The 18,835-nt window shown below is 69.4% G+C and carries 21 protein-coding genes; 16 read left to right on the plus strand and 5 right to left on the minus strand.

What is annotated here, in order from left to right:
- The first annotated feature begins 9 nt into the window (after positions 1–9).
- Positions 10–1,182 carry a magnesium and cobalt transport protein CorA gene (locus ACSHXC_RS08385; RefSeq protein WP_438290963.1) on the plus strand — a complete coding sequence of 391 codons (1,173 nt, stop codon included), beginning with the start codon at positions 10–12 and terminating at the stop codon, positions 1,180–1,182.
- 234 nt (positions 1,183–1,416) lie between these two features.
- Positions 1,417–1,923, plus strand: coding sequence for a hypothetical protein (locus ACSHXC_RS08390; protein WP_438290964.1), 507 nt, complete (start codon positions 1,417–1,419; stop codon positions 1,921–1,923).
- A gap of 69 nt (positions 1,924–1,992) precedes the next feature.
- On the opposite strand, the gene ACSHXC_RS08395 is transcribed toward ACSHXC_RS08390, so the two are convergent.
- The 3 genes from ACSHXC_RS08395 to ACSHXC_RS08405 form a co-directional block, all read right to left on the minus strand.
- Complete coding sequence (locus ACSHXC_RS08395; protein WP_438290965.1) at positions 1,993–3,240, minus strand: tyrosine-type recombinase/integrase; 1,248 nt, start codon at positions 3,238–3,240, stop codon at positions 1,993–1,995.
- A 46-nt stretch (positions 3,241–3,286) separates the two neighbouring features.
- Positions 3,287–3,604 carry a helix-turn-helix transcriptional regulator gene (locus ACSHXC_RS08400; RefSeq protein ID WP_438290966.1) on the minus strand — a complete coding sequence of 106 codons (318 nt, stop codon included), beginning with the start codon at positions 3,602–3,604 and terminating at the stop codon, positions 3,287–3,289.
- A gap of 209 nt (positions 3,605–3,813) precedes the next feature.
- Positions 3,814–4,098 carry a helix-turn-helix domain-containing protein gene (locus ACSHXC_RS08405; protein WP_438290967.1) on the minus strand — a complete coding sequence of 95 codons (285 nt, stop codon included), beginning with the start codon at positions 4,096–4,098 and terminating at the stop codon, positions 3,814–3,816.
- Positions 4,099–4,358: 260 nt separating this feature from the next.
- Here ACSHXC_RS08405 and ACSHXC_RS08410 point away from each other — a divergent pair, with 260 nt between their 5' ends.
- From ACSHXC_RS08410 to ACSHXC_RS08440, 7 genes are all read left to right on the plus strand, one after another.
- Positions 4,359–5,243, plus strand: a complete 885-nt coding sequence (locus tag ACSHXC_RS08410) for a hypothetical protein (RefSeq protein ID WP_438296483.1) — start codon at positions 4,359–4,361, stop codon at positions 5,241–5,243.
- Positions 5,240–5,956 (plus strand): ATP-binding protein, encoded by a 717-nt coding sequence (locus ACSHXC_RS08415; protein WP_438290968.1) that lies wholly within the window; start codon positions 5,240–5,242, stop codon positions 5,954–5,956. The genes ACSHXC_RS08410 and ACSHXC_RS08415 overlap by 4 nt, the downstream gene beginning before the upstream one ends.
- A 259-nt stretch (positions 5,957–6,215) precedes the next feature.
- Positions 6,216–6,377 carry a hypothetical protein gene (locus ACSHXC_RS08420; protein WP_438290969.1) on the plus strand — a complete coding sequence of 54 codons (162 nt, stop codon included), beginning with the start codon at positions 6,216–6,218 and terminating at the stop codon, positions 6,375–6,377.
- Entirely contained in the window at positions 6,374–7,345 is a 972-nt protein-coding gene (locus ACSHXC_RS08425) for a DUF2637 domain-containing protein (RefSeq protein WP_438290970.1), read from the plus strand. Before ACSHXC_RS08420 ends, ACSHXC_RS08425 begins: the two co-directional genes overlap by 4 nt.
- 296 nt (positions 7,346–7,641) lie before the next feature.
- The gene (locus ACSHXC_RS08430; protein ID WP_438290971.1) at positions 7,642–8,070 is read left to right on the plus strand and encodes a plasmid mobilization protein; all 429 of its coding nucleotides are present in this window, start codon (positions 7,642–7,644) and stop codon (positions 8,068–8,070) included.
- 4 nt (positions 8,071–8,074) lie between these two features.
- Positions 8,075–9,775 (plus strand): mobilization protein, encoded by a 1,701-nt coding sequence (locus ACSHXC_RS08435; RefSeq protein ID WP_438290972.1) that lies wholly within the window; start codon positions 8,075–8,077, stop codon positions 9,773–9,775.
- Between the two features lie 100 nt (positions 9,776–9,875).
- A complete protein-coding gene (locus ACSHXC_RS08440; RefSeq protein WP_438290973.1) occupies positions 9,876–10,256 on the plus strand; it encodes a hypothetical protein in 381 nt (126 codons plus the stop codon).
- A 153-nt stretch (positions 10,257–10,409) separates the two neighbouring features.
- On the opposite strand, the gene ACSHXC_RS08445 is transcribed toward ACSHXC_RS08440, so the two are convergent.
- Together ACSHXC_RS08445 and ACSHXC_RS08450 are read right to left on the minus strand one after the other, a co-directional pair.
- Positions 10,410–10,967, minus strand: coding sequence for a flavoprotein (locus ACSHXC_RS08445; RefSeq protein WP_438290974.1), 558 nt, complete (start codon positions 10,965–10,967; stop codon positions 10,410–10,412).
- On the minus strand, positions 10,964–12,226 hold the full coding sequence (locus tag ACSHXC_RS08450) for a helix-turn-helix domain-containing protein (RefSeq protein WP_438290975.1): 1,263 nt from the start codon (positions 12,224–12,226) through the stop codon (positions 10,964–10,966). Before ACSHXC_RS08450 ends, ACSHXC_RS08445 begins: the two co-directional genes overlap by 4 nt.
- 176 nt (positions 12,227–12,402) lie before the next feature.
- Here ACSHXC_RS08450 and ACSHXC_RS08455 point away from each other — a divergent pair, with 176 nt between their 5' ends.
- The 7 genes from ACSHXC_RS08455 to ACSHXC_RS08485 all read left to right on the plus strand — a co-directional run bounded on the left by ACSHXC_RS08455 (position 12,403) and on the right by ACSHXC_RS08485 (position 18,660).
- Positions 12,403–12,840, plus strand: coding sequence for an ATP-binding protein (locus ACSHXC_RS08455; protein ID WP_438290976.1), 438 nt, complete (start codon positions 12,403–12,405; stop codon positions 12,838–12,840).
- A complete protein-coding gene (locus tag ACSHXC_RS08460) occupies positions 12,837–14,165 on the plus strand; it encodes a UDP-N-acetylglucosamine 1-carboxyvinyltransferase (RefSeq protein WP_438290977.1) in 1,329 nt (442 codons plus the stop codon). Before ACSHXC_RS08455 ends, ACSHXC_RS08460 begins: the two co-directional genes overlap by 4 nt.
- Positions 14,162–15,370 carry a metallophosphoesterase gene (locus ACSHXC_RS08465; protein WP_438290978.1) on the plus strand — a complete coding sequence of 403 codons (1,209 nt, stop codon included), beginning with the start codon at positions 14,162–14,164 and terminating at the stop codon, positions 15,368–15,370. Before ACSHXC_RS08460 ends, ACSHXC_RS08465 begins: the two co-directional genes overlap by 4 nt.
- Complete coding sequence (dcd, locus tag ACSHXC_RS08470) at positions 15,367–15,906, plus strand: dCTP deaminase (protein WP_438290979.1); 540 nt, start codon at positions 15,367–15,369, stop codon at positions 15,904–15,906. Before ACSHXC_RS08465 ends, dcd begins: the two co-directional genes overlap by 4 nt.
- Positions 15,903–16,439 (plus strand): dCTP deaminase, encoded by a 537-nt coding sequence (locus ACSHXC_RS08475; protein WP_438290980.1) that lies wholly within the window; start codon positions 15,903–15,905, stop codon positions 16,437–16,439. The genes dcd and ACSHXC_RS08475 overlap by 4 nt, the downstream gene beginning before the upstream one ends.
- Positions 16,436–17,533: a glycosyltransferase family 4 protein gene (locus ACSHXC_RS08480; protein WP_438290981.1), complete on the plus strand. Its 1,098-nt coding sequence runs from the start codon at positions 16,436–16,438 to the stop codon at positions 17,531–17,533. The genes ACSHXC_RS08475 and ACSHXC_RS08480 overlap by 4 nt, the downstream gene beginning before the upstream one ends.
- 83 nt (positions 17,534–17,616) lie before the next feature.
- Entirely contained in the window at positions 17,617–18,660 is a 1,044-nt protein-coding gene (locus ACSHXC_RS08485; protein WP_438290982.1) for a serine hydrolase domain-containing protein, read from the plus strand.
- Positions 18,661–18,835 lie beyond the last annotated feature (175 nt).

Genomic DNA, 18,835 nt, shown 5'->3' on the forward strand with positions numbered 1-18,835 from the left:
GGTGAGATCGTGCCCGAGCGACGGGCCCGCCCAGAGCGGCCGCCGAAGAAGCACCCGTGGCGCAGGCAGCCTCCCGCCGACGCCCCACCCGCCGCCGAGCCCGTGCCCGCGGCGACCGGCCCCGGTAAAGCCCCACCCGTACCGGCGGGGAACGGGAAGGCCGGCAGCATCGTCCAGTCCACCCTGTACCGCGACGGCCGGCACATCGCCTCGCCGGGCTCCCTGGCCGAGACGTTCCGCCAGTTGCGGGAGACCTCCGAGGGCATGGCATGGATCGGCCTGCAACGCCCGTCGGAGTCCGAACTCCTTTCCCTGGCAGCCGAGTTCGACCTGCACGAGCTGGCCGTGGAGGACGCGCTGGAGGCCCACCAGCGCCCGAAGCTGGAACGCTACGGCGAGACCCTCTTCGTGGTGCTGCGCGCGGCCCGTTACCTGGACGCCCCCGAGGAGGTGGACTTCGGCGAGCTCCATGTCTTCGTCGGCCGGGACTTCGTGATCACGGTCCGCCACGGCGCGGCCCCCGACCTCTCGGCGGTCCGCCGCCGCATGGAGGCGGACCCCGAACTCCTGGCCCTCGGCCCGGAAGCGGTCCTGTACGCCATCCTCGACGCGGTGGTGGACGGGTACGCGCCGGTCGTGGCGGGGGTGCAGAACGACATCGACGAGATCGAGACGGAGGTCTTCCGCGGCGACCCGGAAGTCTCCCGCCGCATCTACGAACTCTCCCGCGAAATGGTCGAGTTCCAACGCGCGACCCGCCCCCTGGTCGGCATGCTGCACGCCCTGATGGCAGGCTTCGCGAAGTACGGCACGGACGAGGAACTCCAGCGCTACCTCCGCGACGTCGCCGACCACGTGACCCACATCAGCGAAAGAGTGGACGGCTTCCGCCAGGCCCTGACCGACATCCTCACGGTGAACGCAACGCTGGTCACGCAGCAACAGAACGCGGAAATGCGGGCGTTGGCCGAGGCGGGGTTCGAGCAGAACGAGGAGATCAAGAAGATCTCGTCGTGGGCGGCGATTCTGTTTGCACCCACGTTGGTGGGAACGATCTACGGGATGAACTTCGAGAACATGCCGGAGCTGGGGTGGAGGTGGGGGTATCCGTTTGCGATTCTGCTGATGGCTGGGGTGTGCGTGAGCTTGTACTTCATCTTCAAGCGGCGGCACTGGCTGTAGCCGGGAGCGCGAGCGCGTTGATCAACTTCGCAAATGCGAACACTATCGAAGATGCCTTCAGGCCCCCTGGGGAGAATCTGGGGAGAATGCGCGGCACTGGGGAGCGAGGCGGCGGCAGGTGGTCCGACGTGCGACACCCCGCTGCTCGGCTTGCCCTGTCCAGCGTTCCCTTCGCGCATCGTCACTGACGGTGTTGACTGGGGCTCGGGGCAACCACTCACAGGGGAGGGCTCATTGGAACCGAGAAGTGCCGCGGCAGCGGGGAAGGACTTCCCTTACACCGCACGTACGACGTGCTACATCGAGGTGCACGAGGACGGGTCGGTGACGCATGGGAGCGACCGCACCGCGTACGAGCGGGCCGTCGACGGCAAGTCCCGGCTGTTCGCAGTCTGGCCCGGCGAGTGGTCGAGCCACTTGTTCGCGATCGACGATCTGGACGAGTACGCCAAGGCGCACGGAATCAAGCACGACGAGGAGCGCACCGGCCTCAAGGAGCATGTCCACGACGTGCGTTGGGAGAAGAGTTCCTACGGGAACGACAACCCCCGGAGCCCGTACGTCAGCGTCCGCGTCTCGTTGACATGCGGCTGCACGATCCACGACCTGGACTCCTTCGCCGCGCAGATGAGAGACCAGCGGGGATGGGCCGTGGCCACGAGCGGCGGCTGGGGCAGCAGTAGTGGGCCCGAGGGAACGACGTACTCGCTGCGCGTTCGCCGCAAGAGCCTCGCCGGCTGAGGCGGGCGGAGCACCATCAAGCTGGCACAACAAAACGGGTGGCACAGCATGTGCTGTGCCACCCGTTGGTCAGGCCGCGACGACGCCTTCAGGGACGTAATCAGGTACTGGGCCGAGCAGTGCGTCGACCGCCGCGCGCCCCTTGCCGCCGGCTTCCGGCATGAAGTGGGCGTAATGGTCGAGGGTGATGGTCGGGCTGGAGTGGCCGAGCCATCGGGCCAGGGTCACGACGGACTCGCCCGCTTCGAGGATGATCGAGGCGTAGGTGTGCCGGAGGACGTGGAATCCGTCCTTGCGTGATGCCTTCCAGCGCTCCCCCTTCTTCCGCATCGGGATGACCCCAGCCGCAGCGAGGGCAGGCTTCCAGACCTCGTCGTTGAACATGTTCGCCCGCAGCGCGTTGCCGTACGTCGTGGTCAGGACGAGCGGGAACGTCCGCTTCTCGCGTTCCGGATCCGGCCCTCCCCACGGAAGCTCGACCTCGATTGCCGGGTACTGCAGAAAGTACGCGGCCAGCTCGGCGGCGACGGCCCCAGGCATGTCGACGATGCGCGTCTTTCCGCCCTTGGGCAGGGCGAAGTACAAGCGGCCGTTGAGCAGTTGGATCTGCCGGCGTACTCGGATGATCCCGCGCTGGAAGTCGACGTCTTCCGGTGAGAGGCCGAACACCTCCCCCTGCCGCAGCCCGCAGCCGAGCGCGACCACGACCGCGATGCGGTAGCGCGCTTTGATCGCGTCCCGGACGCGCTGCGCGGTCTCCAGCGGCCACGCTTCCCGTTGGTCCTCCGGCACTTTGGGCCAGCGCACCGACTTGGCGCGCATCGGGTTGCGTACGAGGCGCTTGTCGTCGATGGCCGTCTCGAAGATGTTCGAGAGGGTCGTGAGGATCTGCCGGGCATAGCGCGGCGCGCACTCGCCTTCGAGCGTGGCGATGTAGCTGCGCAGGACGGTCGCCGAGATGTCCCTCAGGCCCACCGTGCCGAGGTGCGGAAGGATGTGGAGGCGTACGCGCTCGTCGACGCGTTTGACCGTGCCTGGCGCGCCCCGCACGCCCTCCTGCCAGAAGCGGGTGACGTAGTCGGCCAGCGTGATGGAGCCGTCACGTGGGTCGACGAACTCGCCTCGTTCGCTGTCGGTTCCGGCCCTGCGCAGCCACGCCTTGGCGTCCTCCAGCGTGTCGAACGACATGTTCCGCACGCCGGGGATCCCGGCGACGCGGTACCGCGAGCCCTTCCCGTAGCGGGTGGTGCGCTCCCGCTTGCCGCTGGTGGGGTCCTTCTTCTTGTTGATCCAGCGGTCTTCGATGTAGCCGGCCAAGTACTTCCTCGGGATCGGGGGTGGGGGTGCCGTTGGCCCTGGGGCGTCAGGCTGTGGCCGAGCAGTCGACGCGGCGCTGCGGGGCGGCACTCACGGGGTCCAGGGCCGAGTTGGAGCGCGAGTCGGCCTGCTCCTGCTCGCGTATCCAGGCGTCGAGTGCGTCGAGCCGGTACGTCACACGCCCACGGGCGCCCAGGCGGAAGCTCGGTGGCCCCTGGCGACGGTGCCGCCAGACGTAGAGCGTGCAGGGCGAGAGGCCGAGGTAGGCGGCCGCTTCCTGCACGCCGAGAAATGCGCGGTCGATGGCGGAGGAATCCAGGAATGCGGACGCACGGCCAGAGGGAATCGAGGCGGTTTCAGGCAAGAGGGGTCCTTCAATGGGAGACGTAATGAAGAGCGGTCCATCACGACGACTGAGACCGCGCGTCGCGACAGATTTCCCGGAGGCGCCCGTTTCCACTGGCCGGAGATCTTGCTGCGCAAGGAATCACGAAACCAATGGAGGCGGGGGGGCCTCGCTGGGAAGTTCAATGATGCGGAGAATCACCGGTTTGGCTAACCGGCGATCGTCGGCTATGTTGCGCCCGCGCTGGCCGTCTCCAAGGATCGGGCGGGGCCGCCGAGGAGGGTGCACGGGGAGACGCCTAGGGCTGCGGCGATGGCGACGAGATCGTCGATGTCGCAGCGTCGGACCCTGCGTTCGATGCGGGAGAGCGCGGTGAAGGTCATGGGTCGGCCCTGCGCGGTGACGCGAGTGGCGAGCAGACGCTGGGAGTAGCCACGGGCGGTGCGGGTGCGCTCGATGGCGCGGGCGGCGGCCTGTCCGGCGGGACCTATTTCGAGAGGATGTGAGGGCATGGTTGTGTTGTAACTTCCGCCCGGCCCTTTATGGAAGCGCTATCCGTCTGCTGTGAGCGATGCACCGATCGACGGCGATTTCGGCAACCGGGGATCTGGGTCTACGGTATTGGCGGCCCGCACGGAAGTAGTACGGAGTTTATGAACTAACTCTGGACTTTCGCGCCCTGGGTGTGGCTGTGTTGTCCACGCCCCAGTACGCCCTCTCCCCCTCTCCTGTATTCCCTCGCCCCGATTTACGACGAAGGTGGTCGAACGACATCGCCCGCATCCGCACCATCAAGCCCGAAGCGTTCGCGTCCGAATCCCTGGCGGCCGTCTCCCTCTCCGCCGAGCGGACCTTCTTCGGCCTGCTCACCCAAGCCGACGACCACGGGCGGTACCGCGACCAAACCGCTGTCATCGCCGGCCTGCTGTGGTCCCTGCGCCCCGAGCACGGGCCCATGGGCGTCGAGGACGACCTCAACCAGCTCGACATCGCCGGCCTGATCTGCCGGTACGAGGGCGCGGACGGGAAGCGATACCTGCACATCGTCACCTTCGCCCTGCACCAGAAGGTCAACCGGCCCAGCGGCGTCCGGCACCCGGACTGCCCGCGCCACGACCTCGGCCTCACGCGTGAGCCCGCACCGCTGACACACGGAACCCTCACGGAGCCCTCCAAGCAGCCTCACGGAGGAGGCGCGGAGGGCTCCGTGAACTACAAAAGTGCAGGTCAGAGCAAATTCAGTGAGCCCTCACCACAGGTGCTGGAGGAAACGGTGAGCCCTCACGGTCCGGATCTAGGACCTAGGATCAGGGATCTAGGATCTACTCCGTTGGGGGGCGCAAGCGCCCCCGCACCCGACACCGTCTCGGCGAAGCAACTCATCGGCGAGTACGCCGCCGCCTGCCCCAATCGGCCTCCCAGCAGCTTCCTGGGGCATCTCGGCAAACAGACCGCCCAGTTGCTCGCCGATGGCATCGAAGCGGCGTACGTGCGCGCCGGGCTTGAGCGGCTGCGTGCCAAGGGTCTCCACCCCAGCGTGCTGCCGAGCCTGGTCAACGAGGCCATGAACCCGCCCACGGCGAGCGGCACGTCCGCAGGGCACCGGCCGTGGACCAACCCGGTCGACGCACAGGCCGCGTACGGGGGTGAGCTGTGACCACGAAGACCTCCCTCCGCGAGCCACGCCAACTGGGCGGCGCCGTGGCCAAGCTGGAGGCGATCTTGGCTGCACGTGACATCGACCCCACCGCCGTGGTCGACGCGGCGCCGTCGCCGGAGCCGGTGACCGCACTGGAGCTGGCCGCTGCCCGCATCCCGCGCCGCTACCGCGCCGCCCTGGCCGACCACCCCCGTGTATCGGCCTGGGTCGAGGAGATCGCGGCTGCCGGACGAAGGGGGCCGGGCGGCGCACCTGGCATCGCATACGGTCCCTCGCTGCTGATCGCGGGTCCGACTGGCACCGGCAAGACCTACCAGGCGTACGGCGCCATACGCTCGCTGCTCGGCGCCGGAGTCCGGCTGCGCTGGGAGGCCATCACGACCGCCGAACTGCACGCCACCCTGCGCCCACGCCAGGGCCACGACGGCGAACGACGCTTCCAGGAGCTGGCCCGCAGCCCGCTGCTGCTCCTCGACGACCTCGGCGCCGCCAAGGCATCGGAGTGGACCGAGGAGCTGACCTACCGGCTCATCGACCACCGGTACGTCCACGAGCTGCCCACCCTCATCACCACCAACGTCCCCATCGCCGACCTGCGCACCGCCGTCGGCGACCGCGTCGCCTCCCGCCTCGCCGAGATGACCCGCCGCGTCATCCTCGACGGCCCCGACCGCAGACGCAGCGCAGGCACCGGCCCGCACGGCTATTAACAGGCCCTTGCGCCCAGCGCCCCCTCACCCGCCTCATCGGCGGCAACTGGCACCAAGGCCGACGGCAACTCCGGAGGAGTCGTAGAGGGGCAGCAGACCCGCTACCGCGCCACCGCCCGCTACCTCACTGGCATCGGCTGAGCCTCTACCGGCCCTCTCGAAGCGATCACGCGACCGTACATGCGGGCCCCTCGCGTGCACACCGCCGTGAACACCCTTCACTCCCACCCCCACCAACCCCACCTTGGAGCCCAACGCCTTGCACTCCCCTGCCCCGAGCACCCTGGCAGCCATACGCGGCAGTCGCAGCACCAGCGCCGTCGCCAGCCTGCTCATGCTTGCCCCCGCCGCCGAGGACAAGGCCCTCGGCGGCGTGACGACGCTCGCCGAGCACCCGCACTCGCTGGGGGTTGTCGCGTGAACCAGAAGGGACGCATCACTCTCGTCATGGGCCTGGTCGCCGTCGTCCTCATGGCCTTCCGCGTCTCGTGGAACGCGCTGTCCGATGTAGCCGGCGCCATCGGAGCAGACTCCACCGCCGCCCTGCTCTACCCGATCGTGGTCGACGGGCTGATGGCCCTCGCGCTGGTCGCCACGCTCGTACTGACCGGTCCCGACCGGAAGTTCGCGCTGCGGGTCCTGGCGGCCTACACGATCGCCAGCCTCCTGTTGAACTACGTGCACGGCCTCATTCCGGCCCTGCACACCACGTCGGTCCAGTGGGGCCGACTGGCCGACTGGAACCCCGCCAACTGGGCCCTCGTGCTGCTGGCGACCTCGCTCCCGGTCGGGTCGATCTACTTCGGGTCGGACCTCGTGGCGAAGGTGCTGCACCACTACCCAGAGTCGGCCGACTCTGCCGAAGCGGCCTCTGCCCAGTCGGCAAGCGAGCAGGCCGCACAGTCGACGTCTGACCAGGCCGAACCGGCCCCTGAGCAGCTGACTGAGCCGACCCTCGTAAAGGTCGCCAAGGCCCCCGCGACGGAGCCAACCGAGGCCGACAAGTCGGCCCACGGTGCCCGACCGACCCGGTCGGGCACCGTGGCGGAGTCGACCGGAGTTGCCCCGAGTCAGGTGACCGGTCGGGTCCCCGCCGACAAGTCGGCCACCGACCGCCCCCGCACCCGCACCGACGCCGAAGTCCTTGACGAGGCCCGACTCCTGACCGCCGACTGGAGCGACGACCAGCTGACCGCCGAGCGCCTGCGCAGCGAACTACGGATCGCCCAGAACCGCGCCCGCACCGTGCGCGACCAGCTGCAGGCCGAGCGCACCGGCCAGGCCGAGCCCGTCGCACACGACGGCTCCGAGGCCGAGTCGCTCGACGGACGCGACGAAGCCGCCTCCCAGCCGCAGGGCGAACCCAACTCATCTGCCGACGCTGCCTAATTCCCCGCGTTCACCTCACATCCTCGCGGCCAACACCACGCCCCCGGGAGGCAACGCGGGGACACGGAGGCCAGACACAGCGAGACCCTCAACACCATCACCCCACGGAGATTCACCCCATGCACGACCCGCACCGCGAACCCCTCGCAGCTCAGCAGCAGACGATCATCACCCCCGTCACAGGCGCAGCAAGTTGTCGGGTAAGGAGTCCTTACCCGGCCTCCGCCCCACAGGGGGCGGAGGCATCCGGCGCCGAGGCGGCACCGGAGTCGGCTGGCCCGGGGGAGCCGACAGAGATGGGGGGCATCGAGCCGTCGTCGAGCGTGCCGCAGCAGTCTGCGCCGCGTCGCCGTCTGCGTGACAACCAGCTGCGCGAGCGCCGCGTCCATCCCCGCTACAACGACGACGAGTTCGCCCTCGTCCAGAACGCCGCTGCCCTGAGCGGCATGGCGCCCGGTGGCTATGTGGCCGAATGCTCGCTCGCCGCCGCTCGCGCCGACGACCCCACCGCCGCCGTCGCCGACTACCGCGCCATGGTCAAGGCACTGATGGCCTCCAACGGACAACTCGGCAAAGTCGGCAGCAACCTGAACCAGCTCACCCGCCACCTAAACCAGGACGGTGCCTTGCCCCACCCCGCCGCCGTCCAACGGCTCCTGGACCGCGTCGAGGCGTCCATCGCCGAGCTAGACACCGCCATCGCCATAGTCGTCGAGGGGCGCTGAGGTTGTGATACCCAAGATCATCCTCGGCTCAGGCCCGCACGCCACGCGCCGCACGATCAGCTACCTCTTCGGCAAGGGCCGGGCCAACGAACACACCGACCCGCACCTGGTGGCGTCCTGGAACGGCTTCGCCCCCGACCCCGGCCGCAGCCCCCACCGCGATCCGAAGGACGCGATGGACCAGCTGGTCACGCAACTCGACCAGCCCGTGAAGATGCTGGGGCACAAGGCACCCAAGGACACCGTGTGGCACTGCCCCGTCCGCGCGGCACCCGAAGACCCGATCCTCACCGACGCCCAGTGGGCCGACATCGCCCGCCGGATCGTGGCCGCCGCCGGCATCGCCCCCGACGGCGACGAAGAAGCCTGCCGCTGGGTAGCCGTCCGCCATGCCGACGACCACATCCACATCGCCGCCACCCTCGTACGCCAAGACGGCCGCCGACCCGAGCGCGGCTACGACCAGCGTGCCGTCCAGCGCGAAGCCCGCAGAATCGAAGTCGACTATGGGCTAAGGCGGTTGAAGCCGGGCGACGGCACCGGCGCCAAGCGCCCCACCAGCAAGGAGCACTTCAAGGCCAAGCGTCTGGGACAGGACGCCGCTACCCGCGATGTCCTGCGTCTGCGGGTACGCCGCGCCCTCGCCGCCGCGGCCGACGAGACCGAGTTCTTCGCCCTGCTGGACGCCACCGGCGTGACCGTACGCCTCAAACTCGGCCCTTCCGGCGACACCCTCGGCTGCAACTTCGCCCTGCCCGAGGACACCAACGACAAGGGCGAGCCGGTCTTCTACGCGGGCTCCACCCTCGCGCCCGACCTGTCCCTGCCCAAGATCCGCAAAAGCCTGGCCACCACCAACCCCGAACCGGCCGCCGCCCCACCGGGCAACCCCTGGCACCAGGCCACCGCCGCCACAGAACGCATCCCCCGCCACCTCACCCACAGCGACGATCCGACTGCCCAAGGGCAGCTGGTCGCGCTCGGCGCTGTGCTGGACCTGCTGCCGGTCAATGCGCCGACCGCAGTGAGAGGCGAACTTGAACGAGCCGCCGTCGCCTTCGAGCGCGCCACCCGCTCCCGCATCGCAGCCGACCTCGACAGCACCCGCGTCCTGCGCCGCAGCATCCAAGCGATCTGGCGCGACCGGCCCTCGGACGGCGACGGGTCCGGATTCGCGATGCTCCTGGACACCGTGCTCACGGCGGTGGCGTTCGCAGCGCACTGGCACCGCACCCACCAGCACGCCCAGCAGGAAGCAGCAGCCGAACAGGCCCTCGTCCACCTGCAGGTCGCGTACGCGCAGGTCGCCGAGCCGGTCCTTGCCGGCCTCGCGCAGCGCAAGCCCGGCCTTCAGATGAAGCAGCGCTTCGCCCGCTACCTCCAGCAGGCGGTCCCCGATCACGTCGAGCGCATCCTCAACGACGCTGCCTGGGAGGCGCTCGCCGCCGTGCTCGCCGAGGCAGAGGCCGCCGGGCACAAGGCGACCACCGTCCTCGACCAGGCGCTCGGCCTGCGGCCCCTGGGCGACGCCCACAGCCCCGCCCGCGCGCTGACCTGGCGTATCCGTCGTCTTGGGGAGCGCCACGTCCCCGGTCCTCAAGCCCAGGCAGCCAATGCCCGCAGCACAGCACGTCGGACCGGCGCCCCCGCCCACCCGACGGCTACCGCTCCTCCCCCGCAGCGGTCACCGACGCCGCGGCGCTGACCACCAAGCGGCGCAACATAGCCGACGATCGCCGGTTACCCAAACCGGCGATCGTCCGGACCATTGATGTCTCAACCCCAGCTTCGGAAGGAACCCCTGCATGCCCCAGACCGAAATCCGACCGCACGTCGTCGCCCTCCTGTGCCACGCGGACTTCAAGCGCCGGCTCGACACCAACACGTGGAGCCACCGCGACGGGCGCCCCTTCACCAAGGACGAGCAGGCAACCGCCTTCTCGGCCACCCGGGCAGAGTTCGAAGAGTTCCACGCACAGCACACGCGCTACATGGAGTATCTGCGGAAGACGGAGGAAGCCCCCGACGCCCTTCAGCGCTTCCTCGCCCCGTTCATGGAACAGCTCACCCGGAAGACTCTCGGCAACGCGGTCGAGCTCATGACCGAGGACGACCGAGCCGAACTCGACCGCCTCCTCAGGTCCGCGGTCGAACCGGCTCGCCCCTTCACCCCGTACGCCTTCTGACGAGCGCAGCCCCACAGGCCGATGTGAAAGGCCGACTGAGGCACCCGCACGCTGCCCGCGCCGACGCCCGACAGCCCCGCGCCGCAGGCCCTCTCGCCCCACACCCGTGCAGCCACTCCACCGCCGGAGGCACCACCAGCACGGCGGCGCTGGTCAGGCCGGTGCGGACAGCGCGGGAGTGAGCAGTTCCAGCGCTTCCTCCCAGCGGAAGCGGTCGGCACCGCCGCCGGCCTTCGGCCGGTGCGGTTCGTACGAGCCGATCAGGACGCCCATCTCGCGCAGCCGCTCCAGGCTGTGGCGGTACGCGGGATGGGCAGCCTGGGCCGAGTTGAGGTACGGGAGGACAGCGGTCGGAATGCCAAAGCCGTACGCCTCGCACAGGATGCCCAGGGCCAGGGTGTCGGAGATCCCGGCCGCCCACTTGTTGATCGTGTTGAAGGTGGCCGGCGCAACCGCGATCGCGTCAGCAGGGGGCAGCGGGCGCGGGTCACCCGGTGAGCGCCAGGCCGAGCGGATCGGGTAGCTGGTCTGGGCTTCGACCGCCTCGACATCGATGAAGCCGAGGCCCTGCGGAGTGGCGATGACGCCCACGTCCCAGTTCGCTTCCTGAGCGGCCGTGATCAGCTTTCCGACGTCGCCGGCGATTCCGGCCGCGCACACGACGACGTACAGGAAGGGCTTCTTGGTCTGCTGGTCGGGCTGATCGCTCACGCGGGGACTCCCAGTTGACGGCTGAAGTGGTGCAGTTCCGGCAGAGTACGGCGGCGGTCGCGGGCGGCCATGTCGGCGACCAGATCCCGGACGGCTGGGCGGCGGACGTCCTGGGCCGCGCAGCTCTCGGCGATGCGGAGCGCCTGGTAGCCGTCGGCGAGGCGACCCTGCTGGTTGTAGGCGCGAGCCGTCTCCACCCACAAGGCGGCACGTCGCTCCGGAGCGGGGATATGGCGGCGCATAAGCGGACCGGCGGTCTCCAGGGCGACGCCCGCGTCGCCAAATGCGTTGGCCGCGCTGACCGCGTGTAAGGCGACGTTGGTCGGGCTGAAGTTGGCCCACTCGTCAGGGCGGTCGAGGGCCACATAGCGGGCGACGTCCGTCGCCTCGGTCAGGAAGTCCTTGGTGGCGGAGCGGTCGCCGCCGGTACTGGCGGCGGTGACGCCGCGCAGGAGCAGGAGGCCCAGGGCCGCGAGGTAGCGCGGGGAGCGCTGGTCGTAGGAGCCGGTGAGTTGGTCGGCGGTGTGCCGGACCAGAGTGACGGCCTGGGCGGTGTGCTTCTCGCGGGCCAGCAGGTGGGCGTGGACGCGGACGCTGGAGGCGAGGATGACCGGGTCGCCGCAGCGTTCGGCCTCGGCCATGGCGCGGCCGACTGCGAGCCAGGCGTTGCCGTGGTCGCTGAGCTTGAGGAGCAGGCTGGCGGAGGTCTGGTATGCGGTGGCCAGCAGCCCCGTCGCATCGCCCGAGCCCGCCGCCGCGTGGCGGAGGTCGGTGATGAGCGGCGGCAGGGTCCGCTCCAGCGCGACGTAGTCGCAGGTGCAGAAGAGGCGGCGGACCGTGGAGACCCGACTGCCCAGCTCGGCAAGATCCTCAATTCCATCTCCAGCAGGCGGGATTGGGCCGGGCATGAGGGAGTGGATGAGGGCGCGGTGGCCGCTTGTCGGCGGGGCGGGTGTCGCGAGGGCGGCGAGGCTCGCGGCGAGGAAGGTGCGGCGGTGCATGTCCTCTGTCTCGGGGTCGCAGGTAGTGGCGTCCGGGATGGTGGCGAGGCCGACGGTGGGCAGCGGAATGCCCAGTTCCTGCGCGATCGCGCGTAACACCTGGGAGTCTTCGGTGCCCTTGCCCTGTTCGAGGCGGCTCACCTTGGACTGGTGGTAGCCCAGCGCGGCGCCGACGTTCGCCTGGGAACGTTTCGCGAGCACGCGGGCCCGGCGGATCACTTCGCCGATCCGTCTCGCCTCGTCTTGTGCATCGGCCATCTGCGCCACGGCCCCTTCCGCCGTCGCCGATCCTGCCTGCTCAACCGAGCGTAGATGAACCGCACTTGGAGTTCATGCCCCTCCTGCATAAGCGATGCAGTACCGGCACCTGAGCTGGTCGGCCCCCTGTCTCGGCCGGTTCTGTGGTGGGGCCGCACTCGCTTGGGAGGCAGCCCGTGGAACCGCAGCACCTCAGCTTTTCCTTACCCGGCACAGCGCGCGCCGTCACGGACGCACGGCACCAGGTCGTCGCCGAGATACGCGGCTGGGGCCTCCCGGTCAGCAGCGGCGTCGTGGAGACCGTGGCGCTGGTGACCAGCGAGCTGCTGACCAACGCCGTGCAGCATGCCGGGCACGGCCCCATCTCGGTGGCCGCCCGGTTGAAGGACGACACCGTACGGGTCGAGGTCTGCGACTCCAGCCGCGCCCTCCCCAAGCCAAGCCTGCCGGACGAGGACGACGAGCATGGCCGGGGGCTGTTCATCGTGGCCGCCCTCGCCGTCCGGCACGACGTCGAGGCGACCGAGTCGGGCAAGCGGTGCTGGGCCGAGATCCCCGTACATGACGAGCCAACTCCCCATGCGCCACTGCGCGTTCCTCTCCCGAGGAGATGACTGTGACAACGACCCAACTCCCTGCGGTGACCTCCGAGGTCATCGCGATCCGCCCCGGCCCGCCGCTCACCGGGGCGGTGACCGTCGACGGCTCCAAGAACGCCGCACTGCCGCTTCTCGCGGCAGCCGCCGCCCTGCGCCGGCCCCTACAGCTGGCCAACGTCCCCGCCAACGCGGACGTACAGGCCATGCTCACGCTGCTGCAGCACGCCGGGCACCGCATCGCCCGCCCGGTCGGCGAGCCGAACACGGTCCTCGTCCTGCCCGGCGACGGCACCCGCATCGCCCCGGAGCTGTTCGGGACCGCCGCCCGCATCCGTGCCTCGTACTACCTGATCCCCGCCCTTCTCGCCGCGCACGGCCGGACCTCGCTGCCCTGGCCGGGCGGCTGCCAGATCGGAGAGCGCGGCATGGAACAGCACTTCCGGGTGTACGAGACGTTCGGCGACCGCTACACAGTCGATGACCATGGCTACACGGTCGAAGCGGGAAGGCCCCACAGCAGCACGGTGTCGGTGGTGTTGCCGTTCCGCTCCCGCGGCGCCAGCATCGCGGCGATCCTGCGGGCGGTCGTCGCCGGACGCCCGTTGCGGCTGGGCCAGCCGAACCTCTCCCCTGAGGTCACCAGCGTCCTGGAGGCACTGCAGATCGCGGGTTGGTCAGCCCAGGCCACCGAACGCATCATCGCCCTCGCCCCACCGGCTTCCACCTCGCAGGAACCCGTGGCCTGGACGGTCCCTGGCGACAAGATCGAGGCTGGCACCCTGGCCTGTGCACTCGCCGCCACCGGCGGCAACGGCCGCATCGAGGGCGTACGCAGCAAAGACATAGCACCGGTGGTGGCGGCCCTGCGCTGGCTCGGCGTCCCCGTCGCCACCCAGGAGGACGCCCTCACCGTCCACGCCGCCGACATGCAGCCCACCCATCACCCGCTGCGCGCCATCGCCTCCCTCTCCCCCGGCGGCCTGGACGCCGACTTCGAACCCCCGCTGATGGCACTGACCTTGGGGCTACCCGGCACCCATCTCTTCGCCGACACCATCAACCCCGGCCGCCACGGCAACCTGCTCCCCCAGCTCGCCCGCCTCGGCGCCAACATCCACGAGATCTCTCCCACCCAGTGTCGTCTCACCGGACCACAGCAACTCACGGGCGCAGGCGTGGAAGCGACAGACATTCGCACCGGCTCCGCTCTTCTCGTCGCCGGCCTCACCGCCCGTGGGGTCACCACCCTCGGCGGCCTCGAACAGCTCCGTCGCGGCCACGCCGACCTCCCCACCAAGCTGCGCGCGCTCGGCGCCGACATCTGCGAGGTCACGCCATGACCCGACAGCTCCAGCGCATCATCGCCACCACCGACGTGCACTCTGCCTTCGAGGACGCCATGCCGTTGCTCACCCACCTGCACACCGCCCGGCCGGACTCCCTCGTCGTGGACTGCGGCGATTTTTTCGAGGGCACCGGCTACTACCGCCTCGGCCACGGCAGGATCGAGCGCCGGATCCTGACCAGTCTGTACGACGTGATCGCCCCTGGAAACCACGGCTGGGCCCATCACTTCGAACCCGACCTGCAGCGCCTCACCGTGTGCGCCAACGCCGTGGATGACGCCAGCGGCGACTCGCTGTTCCGACGCCTTCATCTGGCCGACATCGGCGGTCGGCGCGTGGCGGTAACCGGGGTCATCGGCCTCCAGGCGTTCAACGCCATCCCCCACTCTCAGCGCGTCGGACACCGCGCGACCGACCCGGTCCAGGCCCTGCGGGAGCTGACGCTCGCCCACCACCACGAGGTCGACGCCTGGGTCCTGCTCAGCCACTCCGGCTTCGACGAGGATCTCAAATTCGCCGCCGCCTGCCCGTTCCTCGACGTGATCTTCGCCGGACACTGCCACAGCGACCAGTACGGGCCCGTCCACGTCGGCGACACCCTCGTCCTGAAAGGCCGCGAACTCGCCGTCGGCTACGCCCAGGCCGACCCGATCGGCCAAGGCTGGGCAGGCCGTGCGGACCTCTTCCTCCCAACCTGGAGGAAGCTCTCGCCCGAACTCACGAATGTACAAAGGGAGATCGAGGAACTCAGCCGACAGCTGGCTGCGCCACTCGGCACGATCAGCGAGACCTACCGTTACCGCCATCCCGACCGTCGCGAACTGCTCACCGAGGTCGCTACGCGCCTGCACACCGGGCTCGGCGCGGAAGCCGTCGTCCTCAACGAGACCGCCCTGCGCCCCGTCCAGCTCGGCGACACCCTCACCCTCGGCGACCTGCTGGCGACCGAGCCCTTCGGCAACCAGCTCGTCCACGCCCACCTGCCCGACCGCCAGCGCGATGTCGAGGGCCTACGCGCGCGCCTGGCCGAGCAGGCCGGCCCATTGGTCACCGCGCCCGCCCCGCTGCCGAACGGTGCCCACACCGTGCTGACCACGGACTACCTAGCCGACACCTTCCTGCCCGGCCGCACCCAGCAGGCAGCCCTCCGTCTCGGCCAGGCCGTCCAGCACGTGCTGATCGAAGGAGAGCACCCGTGATCCTCACCGGCCCCGAGATCACCACGGCCGCAGCCGACGGCCGCTTGCGCATCGATCCGTTCGACCAGAGCCAGGTCAACCCGAACAGCTACAACGTCCAGCTCGGCCCGACCCTCCTGACCTACACGACCCCCGTCATCGACGCCCACCTCCCCAATCCCACTGCTGAATTGAAGATCGGAGATGACGGGTACGTCCTCCAGCCCGGCGAGCTGTACCTCGGCCACACCCTCGAGGAAGTCGGATCCGATGTCTTCGTCCCGCTCCTGTTCGGCCGCTCCTCCGTCGGGCGCCTCGGCCTGTTCGTCGAGATCACCGCACCGATCGGCGACATCGGCTTCCACGGCCAGTGGACCCTGATGCTCTCCCCGATCCGGCCGTTACGTGTCTACACGGGCATGAAGATCGGGCAGATCATGTTCTTCATCGCGGTCGGCCCCATCGACCGCTACGCGGGGAAGTACCAGGACGCCGTCGGCCCCCAGCCCTCCGCCTACTGGCGCGACCTCACCCCGCTCCGGGCGGTGGCCTCATGATCCTCACCGGCCCCGCCATCGCCGCGGCACGAGCCGCCGGCGAGATCACCATCGACCCCTACGAGCCCGACCGCCTCTCCCCCAACGCGTACGACTGGCGCCTTGGCGAGACGCTCCGCGTCTGCGACGGCGACCTCGACGCCGCCACCCGCACTCTCTGCCCAGAAGTCCCCATCCCAGCAACCGGGTTCGACCTCGCTCCAGGCGTCCTATACCTCGGCCTCACGTACGAGAGGACCGGCTCCGAGGCATACGCCCAGTTCCTCAACGGCAGCCGCACCATCGGTGCCCTCGGCATCTGGGTCCACGTCTCCGCCCCGCTCGGCCACCAGGGCCACGCCATCCGCTGGACCCTGGAGATCCGGGCCGCCCGCCCCGTCTGCATCTATCCGCTGATGACCTTCGGGAAGCTGGCCTTCCTCCAGACCTTCGGCGCCCCCGCCAGCTACCAGCAGCACGGCCTCAAGTACCAGGCCAGCCAAGGGATCGAGACGTCCCGCCTGTACGAGGAGATCCCCGGAGGCCGGCCATGAACCCGACGGTCGCCACCGCACTCGACCTCCCCTTCCTCAGCCCCGGTGGAAGCATCGAACTCTTCCTCGACCTCTACACCGGGCCACAACCGCTCATCCCAGCAAGGGCGTTCATGCTCGCTCCGACCGGACCGCGCCCCCGCACACCCCACGGGCTGGACCTTCTGAGCATCGACGGCAAGTGCCTGACCGGCCTGGCCTTCCAGCGGTACGTCGCCGACCTGCGCGACGCCTTGGTGTCCGCCGTCGACCCCGCGCAGGTCAGTGTCCTCCATTTACACCATCTCGCCTTCGGGGCGACCCCCGCACTCCTGAGAGCCCTGCCCGCACCGCCCCGTATCGCCCTGGTGCACGGCACGGACCTGCTGTTCGCCGAAACGCACCCCGACCAACTCGGCGTCCTTCAGCAGTCCGCCCACGCCGCGGACTGCATCGTGGTGCCGACCGCCGCCATGGCCGACCACCTGCTGAAACTCGCACCCAGGACCGGCCGTCGGAAGATCGAGCAAATCCCCTGGGGCATCCCCGACCACCTCATCGACAACCCGCCTTCGCGAGCGGGCCATCGCACGACGAGCCACCTGAGACTGCTCTACGCCGGCCGCCTCACCGAGGAGAAGGGCGTGGAAGCGCTGCTGCACACTGTTTCCCTCGCTCCGGCAGTGGAGCTCAGCATCGCCGCCCCTCCAGCGGAGTTCCACACCCTGGCTCCGCTGATCCGGCGTCCCGGCATCCATGTCCACTACCTCGGCTGGCTCCGCCGTCCACAACTGTGGAAAGCCTTCGCCGATCACGATGCGCTCGTCATGCCCTCCACCACGCTGGAGGCGATGGGCCTGGTCGCCCTCGAAGCCCAAGCCTGCGGCCTGCCCGTGCTCTACCAGCCCGTTCCCGGGCTGAATGAGACGCTCGACGCCACGGGCCTGGCCACCGACTTCACGAATCCCACCGCCGTCGCTCGAGACCTGGACCGGCTCTGCACAACGCAGGGGCTACTGCCAGCCCTCCAGGCGGCGGGCCGGGCCAACGCAGCCCGCTACCCCCTGAGCAGCACCGCAGCCGCTCTGTCCGACCTAGGCAAGCAGCTCGGCTGACCCGTTCGTGGCGCAGCCGGATCCATCCCGGCCACGTCACTACCCTGGCCGACGGGGAACCCACGGCACACGATCGGGAGACCATGACGCTCGACACCCACCGCATCGACCAGCTCCTGCACGACGGCGTCCGCGACAAGGTCTACCCCGGTGCCGTCTGGGCCATCGGCAACGCCACCGGCCCGACCGCGACCGGAACCGTTGGCCTGCTGGACCCCAGCCAACCCGACCAGCCGATGCGGCTCGACACCGTCTTCGACGCTGCCAGCCTCACCAAGATCCTCGCCGTATGGTCCTCCGTCGGCGCCCTGTGGGAGGACGGCAAACTCGATCTCGACACTCCGCTCGGCGCGTTCTGGCCGGAGGTCGAAGGCCACCCACTCGCAGTCGTGACCGCACGCCACCTGCTGACCCACACCGCCGGCGTCCCACTGCGAGCACAGCTCAAGAACCTGTACGGCACGGACCCACAGGACATCCGTGACGGAGTCCTCCACGAGGCTCTTCACCGCTCACCCGGCGAGGCCGTCGAATACACCGACCGAGCCGCCCTCATCCTCGGCTACCTCGCCGAGCACCTCTCCGGACGGCACCTCGACCAGCTCGCTACGGAACGGACCTGGCAACCACTGGGTATGAACTCCACCCGCTTCGGACCGCTGCCGAGCGATATGGCCACGCGGTGCGCACCGACCGAACTCGACCAGGACACCGACATCCATCTCCAGGGCGTCGCGCACGACTTCTCCGCCCGGCTACTGGGCGGGGTGTGCGGTATCGCCGGTGCCTTCAGCGTCCTCGACGACCTCATCGCCTTCCTGCGATACATGCTCGGCGTCACCACCTCACCCCGGCTGGCAGGATTCGGCCCCGCCTGGACGGCGGAGTCGTTGGCTATCCAGACCGGCGAACTGGAGCCCGTACGCGGCTTGTTCTGGCACCCCGCCCCCGGCACGGGTCCCATCGACGACGTCTGGGTCCACTACGGCTTCACCGGCACCGGCATGTGGGTCTCGCCTCGCCAGGGACGGTGGGCGGTGCTCCTAACCAACAAGCTCTACTACACCCGCGACCGTCAGCCTCTTACAGATGTCCGCAACTCCTTCCGCGCCTTCGCCTTCACGTGACAATCCGAGAACGTGTGGAGGGGTGGCCGTACAGAGTCGGCTCCTCATGCTGTCTGTCAAGCCGCGAGAGCCGGGGGAGGCACGAACTCGCCTCTCCCGGTTCGTCCCCGCGTCGGCAGCCGACGTGCTACACCAAAGGTCTTCCTGACAGGGAGTAGGTACATGCAGCACATCG

Source organism: Streptomyces sp. HUAS TT7 (assembly GCF_051550175.1).
GTDB lineage: Bacteria > Actinomycetota > Actinomycetes > Streptomycetales > Streptomycetaceae > Streptomyces.

Coding starts and splice junctions, on each gene's coding strand:
- ACSHXC_RS08465 (WP_438290978.1), top strand. CDS start 14,162: ATGACCCGACAGCTCCAGCGCATCATCGCCACCACCGACGTGCACTCT.
- ACSHXC_RS08460 (WP_438290977.1), top strand. CDS start 12,837: ATGACTGTGACAACGACCCAACTCCCTGCGGTGACCTCCGAGGTCATC.
- ACSHXC_RS08485 (WP_438290982.1), top strand. CDS start 17,617: ATGACGCTCGACACCCACCGCATCGACCAGCTCCTGCACGACGGCGTC.
- ACSHXC_RS08430 (WP_438290971.1), top strand. CDS start 7,642: ATGGGGGGCATCGAGCCGTCGTCGAGCGTGCCGCAGCAGTCTGCGCCG.
- ACSHXC_RS08440 (WP_438290973.1), top strand. CDS start 9,876: ATGCCCCAGACCGAAATCCGACCGCACGTCGTCGCCCTCCTGTGCCAC.
- ACSHXC_RS08405 (WP_438290967.1), bottom strand. CDS start 4,098: ATGCCCTCACATCCTCTCGAAATAGGTCCCGCCGGACAGGCCGCCGCC.
- ACSHXC_RS08480 (WP_438290981.1), top strand. CDS start 16,436: ATGAACCCGACGGTCGCCACCGCACTCGACCTCCCCTTCCTCAGCCCC.
- ACSHXC_RS08475 (WP_438290980.1), top strand. CDS start 15,903: ATGATCCTCACCGGCCCCGCCATCGCCGCGGCACGAGCCGCCGGCGAG.
- ACSHXC_RS08450 (WP_438290975.1), bottom strand. CDS start 12,226: ATGGCCGATGCACAAGACGAGGCGAGACGGATCGGCGAAGTGATCCGC.